The following is a 5647-nucleotide window of genomic DNA, read 5'->3' on the forward strand; positions in this document are numbered from 1 at the left end:
AAAAACCTCTGTATAATGCGCGCTTCGCTTGAAACGAAGCGAAGTTTAAAAAGCCTTCGAGGCACTGTTCTTTAAAAATTAGGATGACTGATAAGTGTGGGTGTTTGTAGGTTGGGTGAAGCGCATTTGATGCGTAGAAACTCAGAAAATACAAATGCTTAACACTTAGATTTATGACAAGTATGTACAGTGTAGTTTACACACATACCTTGAAATGAATTTGAGTACTTACTGAATAGTAAGTAAAGCGAAACGAATACCGCCTCTGTAAAGAGGTAAAAAGTAATAGTTAGGAATTAAACTGAAGAGTTTGATCCTGGCTCAGATTGAACGCTGGCGGAATGCTTTACACATGCAAGTCGAACGATGAAGTCTAGCTTGCTAGACGGATTAGTGGCGAACGGGTGAGTAATATATCGGAACGTGCCTTGTAATGGGGGATAACTAGTCGAAAGATTAGCTAATACCGCATACGCCCTGAGGGGGAAAGTAGGGGATCTTCGGACCTTACGTTATAAGAGCGGCCGATATCTGATTAGCTAGTTGGTGGGGTAATGGCCTACCAAGGCATCGATCAGTAGCTGGTCTGAGAGGACGACCAGCCACACTGGAACTGAGACACGGTCCAGACTCCTACGGGAGGCAGCAGTGGGGAATTTTGGACAATGGGCGCAAGCCTGATCCAGCCATTCCGCGTGAGTGAAGAAGGCCTTCGGGTTGTAAAGCTCTTTCGCAAGGGAAGAAAACTTACACAATAACACTGTGTGAGGCTGACGGTACCTTGATAAGAAGCACCGGCTAACTACGTGCCAGCAGCCGCGGTAATACGTAGGGTGCGAGCGTTAATCGGAATTACTGGGCGTAAAGCGTGCGCAGGCGGTTTGGCAAGTCAGATGTGAAATCCCCGAGCTCAACTTGGGAACTGCGTTTGAAACTGCCAGACTAGAATATGTCAGAGGGGGGTAGAATTCCACGTGTAGCAGTGAAATGCGTAGAGATGTGGAGGAATACCAATGGCGAAGGCAGCCCCCTGGGATAATATTGACGCTCATGCACGAAAGCGTGGGGAGCAAACAGGATTAGATACCCTGGTAGTCCACGCCCTAAACGATGTCTACTAGTTGTTGGTGGAGTAAAATCCATGAGTAACGCAGCTAACGCGTGAAGTAGACCGCCTGGGGAGTACGGTCGCAAGATTAAAACTCAAAGGAATTGACGGGGGCCCGCACAAGCGGTGGATTATGTGGATTAATTCGATGCAACGCGAAAAACCTTACCTGGCCTTGACATGCCACTAACGAAGCAGAGATGCATTAGGTGCCCGTAAGGGAAAGTGGACACAGGTGCTGCATGGCTGTCGTCAGCTCGTGTCGTGAGATGTTGGGTTAAGTCCCGCAACGAGCGCAACCCTTGCCATTAATTGCCATCATTTAGTTGGGCACTTTAATGGGACTGCCGGTGACAAACCGGAGGAAGGTGGGGATGACGTCAAGTCCTCATGGCCCTTATGGCCAGGGCTTCACACGTAATACAATGGTCGGTACAGAGAGTTGCCAACCCGCGAGGGGGAGCTAATCTCAGAAAGCCGATCGTAGTCCGGATTGTTCTCTGCAACTCGAGAGCATGAAGTCGGAATCGCTAGTAATCGCGGATCAGCATGTCGCGGTGAATACGTTCCCGGGCCTTGTACACACCGCCCGTCACACCATGGGAGTGGGTTTTACCAGAAGTAGTTAGTCTAACCGTAAGGGGGACGATTACCACGGTAGTATTCATGACTGGGGTGAAGTCGTAACAAGGTAGCCGTATCGGAAGGTGCGGCTGGATCACCTCCTTTCTAGAGAAGATCACCTGTCTACAAGCATTCACTCTTATCGGTCATCTTAAAAATAAGCAGCAACAAAGATTTAGGCAAACCGCCTTAGGGTCTGTAGCTCAGCTGGTTAGAGCACCGTCTTGATAAGGCGGGGGTCGTTGGTTCGAGCCCAACCAGACCCACCACCGAATATTGGGGGATTAGCTCAGCTGGGAGAGCACCTGCTTTGCAAGCAGGGGGTCGTCGGTTCGATCCCGTCATCCTCCACCAATGCTTTGGTACTTTGTTGCGGTTTAGAGATTAGAAGCAAATGTTACTTGGTTGGTAACGACTAATTAATGTTTGCTTCTAGTTTTTAAACGTTAGTTTAAAAACTAAGACTGCTCTTTAACAAAATGGAAGAAGTAAAGGAATATAGGTTGTGTGATGACAACTTATATTCAATGGGCGATACATTTATTAGTCGTAAATGTATCAATGATTGCAAAATCATAAATATTAAACACAAGTTGAGCTGCTACAGCGATGTAGCAAATCTAACGAGGTTTGATAGTGCTTTAGAATTACCTGTAACGCGTGTCTCATGCACGACGAAATCTAGATTTAAAAGGGTTTAGGTTTTAACGTTATAGGGTCAAGTGAATAAGTGCATATGGTGGATGCCTTGGCGATATCAGGCGATGAAGGACGTGATAGCCTGCGAAAAGCTTCGGGGAGCTGGCAAATAAGCTTTGATCCGGAGATGTCCGAATGGGGAAACCCGGCCGTAAGGTCATTCTCTTCTGAATATATAGGAAGAGTAAAGCGAACCTGGAGAACTGAAACATCTAAGTACCCAGAGGAAAAGAAATCAACCGAGATTCCGTAAGTAGTGGCGAGCGAACATGGAACAGCCTGTTACTTTTAGCAGACGCGATAGTAGAACGGAATGGAAAGTCCGACCGTAGTGGGTGATAGTCCCGTATACGAAATCCCGTTTGTGGAACTAGGGTAACGACAAGTAGGGCGGGGCACGAGAAACCCTGTCTGAACATGGGGGGACCATCCTCCAAGGCTAAATACTCGATATCGACCGATAGTGAACCAGTACCGTGAGGGAAAGGCGAAAAGAACCCCGGGAGGGGAGTGAAATAGATCCTGAAACCGTATGCATACAAACAGTGGGAGCCTCGTAAGGGGTGACTGCGTACCTTTTGTATAATGGGTCAGCGACTTACATTCAGTGGCAAGCTTAACCGATAGGGGAGGCGTAGAGAAATCGAGTCCGAATAGGGCGTCTTAGTCGCTGGGTGTAGACCCGAAACCAAGTGATCTATCCATGGCCAGGATGAAGGTGCCGTAACAGGTACTGGAGGTCCGAACCCACAAATGTTGAAAAATTTGGGGATGAGCTGTGGATAGGGGTGAAAGGCTAAACAAACTTGGAGATAGCTGGTTCTCTCCGAAAACTATTTAGGTAGTGCCTCGTATTTAACTCTCGGGGGTAGAGCACTGTTATGGCTAGGGGGTTCATAAGAACTTACCAAACCATTGCAAACTCCGAATACTGAGAAGTTCAATTACGGGAGACAGTCCATGGGTGCTAACGTCCGTGGACAAGAGGGAAACAACCCAGACCGACAGCTAAGGTCCCAAATGACGTGCTAAGTGGAAAACGAAGTGGGAAGGCATAGACAGCCAGGATGTTGGCTTAGAAGCAGCCATCATTTAAAGAAAGCGTAATAGCTCACTGGTCGAGTCGTCCTGCGCGGAAGATGTAACGGGGCTAAGCACGTAACCGAAGCTTCGGATACTAGTTTACTAGTATGGTAGGAGAGCGTTCTGTAGGCCTGCGAAGGTGTATCGTGAGGTATGCTGGAGGTATCAGAAGTGCGAATGCTGACATGAGTAGCGATAAAGGGAGTGAAAAGCTCCCTCGCCGAAAGCCCAAGGTTTCCTGCGCAACGTTCATCGGCGCAGGGTGAGTCGGCCCCTAAGGTGAGGCAGAGATGCGTAGCTGATGGGAAACAGGTTAATATTCCTGTACCTATATACAATGCGATGTGGGGACGGAGAAGGTTAGGTCAGCCGGGTGTTGGATGTCCCGGTTCAAGCGTGTAGGTTGGTTCTTTAGGCAAATCCGGAGAGCTAAGACTGAGACGTGATAACGAGTGAGCTTGCTCACGAAGTGATTGATACCATGCTTCCAAGAAAAGCCACTAAGCTTCAGTTGTATAAGACCGTACCGCAAACCGACACAGGTGGGCAGGATGAGAATTCTAAGGCGCTTGAGAGAACCCGGGAGAAGGAACTCGGCAAATTAGCACCGTAACTTCGGGAGAAGGTGCGCCCCGGTAGTGTGTAGTGATTTACTCACGAAGCATGATGGGGTTGCAGTGAAAAGGTGGCTGCGACTGTTTAATAAAAACACAGCACTCTGCAAACACGAAAGTGGACGTATAGGGTGTGACGCCTGCCCGGTGCTGGAAGATTAAATGATGGGGTGCAAGCTCTTGATTGAAGTCCCAGTAAACGGCGGCCGTAACTATAACGGTCCTAAGGTAGCGAAATTCCTTGTCGGGTAAGTTCCGACCCGCACGAATGGCGTAACGATGGCCACACTGTCTCCTCTCGGGACTCAGCGAAGTTGAAATGTTTGTGAAGATGCAATCTCCCCGCGGCTAGACGGAAAGACCCCATGAACCTTTACTGCAGCTTTACATTGGACTTTGACAAGATTTGTGTAGGATAGGTGGGAGCCTGTGAAACGTGGTCGCCAGATCATGTGGAGGCGTCGTTGAAATACCACCCTGATGTTGTTGAGGTTCTAACCTAGGTCCGTAATCCGGACTGGGGACCGTGTATGGTAGGCAGTTTGACTGGGGCGGTCTCCTCCCAAAGAGTAACGGAGGAGTGCGAAGGTAACCTAGGTACGGTCGGAAATCGTACTGATAGTGCAATGGCAAAAGGTTGCTTGACTGCGAGACGGACAGGTCGAGCAGGTGCGAAAGCAGGTCATAGTGATCCGGTGGTTCTGTATGGAAGGGCCATCGCTCAACGGATAAAAGGTACTCTGGGGATAACAGGCTGATTCCTCCCAAGAGTTCATATCGACGGGGGAGTTTGGCACCTCGATGTCGGCTCATCACATCCTGGGGCTGTAGCCGGTCCCAAGGGTATGGCTGTTCGCCATTTAAAGTGGTACGTGAGCTGGGTTTAAAACGTCGTGAGACAGTTTGGTCCCTATCTGCCGTGGGCGCTGCAAGTTTGAGGGGACCTGCTCCTAGTACGAGAGGACCGGAGTGGACGCACCTCTGGTGGACCAGTTATCATGCCAATGGTATAGCTGGGTAGCTAAGTGCGGAAGAGATAAACGCTGAAAGCATCTAAGCGTGAAACTCGCCTCGAGATGAGACTTGCCTCTGGCTTTAAGCCAGCTAAAGAGTCGTTCAAGACCAGGACGTTGATAGGTCAGGTGTGGAAGTGCAGTAATGCATTAAGCTAACTGATACTAATTGCTCGTGAGGCTTGATCCTATAACCTTAAAACTTAGACCATGATAGAAAGCTATCAACAATCTAATAAGGTGTAGTTCAAAGCAATATGATTTGGCAATCATCAAGAAATAAGAAACCATGTGTTTCATACCCTGCCCATTAAATCCTTTACTTCTTCCAATTTGTTAAAGCAGGCTGACTAACGTCAGCACCATGCATAACATTACCAGTTATGTTTGGGGACAATAGCGGTTTGGAACCACCCCTTCCCATCTCGAACAGGGCCGTGAAACGAACTTGCGCCAATGATAGTGTACTCTTCGTATGCGAAAGTAGGTCATCCCCAAGCTCCTTA

General features: G+C 48.6%; 2 tRNA genes and 3 rRNA genes. All 5 read left to right on the forward strand.

Annotated features, from left to right (window positions below):
• The first annotated feature begins 298 nt into the window (after window positions 1–298).
• The 5 genes from ACIDF8_RS14565 (at window position 299) to rrf (ending at window position 5641) form a co-directional block, all read left to right on the forward strand.
• Window positions 299–1837 (forward strand): 16S ribosomal RNA (locus ACIDF8_RS14565).
• 87 nt (window positions 1838–1924) lie between these two features.
• Window positions 1925–2001: transfer RNA gene (locus tag ACIDF8_RS14570), tRNA-Ile, on the forward strand.
• 9 nt (window positions 2002–2010) lie between these two features.
• A tRNA-Ala gene (locus ACIDF8_RS14575) sits at window positions 2011–2086 on the forward strand.
• Between the two features lie 362 nt (window positions 2087–2448).
• Window positions 2449–5331: ribosomal RNA gene (locus ACIDF8_RS14580) — 23S ribosomal RNA — on the forward strand.
• A 196-nt stretch (window positions 5332–5527) separates the two neighbouring features.
• A 5S ribosomal RNA gene (gene rrf, locus ACIDF8_RS14585) occupies window positions 5528–5641 on the forward strand.
• The 16S, 23S and 5S rRNA genes sit together here with 2 tRNA genes alongside, the layout of an rRNA operon.
• Window positions 5642–5647: the final 6 nt, after the last annotated feature.

The sequence above is a fragment of the Methylophilus sp. 3sh_L genome (genome assembly GCF_046766015.1).
Taxonomy (GTDB): domain Bacteria; phylum Pseudomonadota; class Gammaproteobacteria; order Burkholderiales; family Methylophilaceae; genus Methylophilus.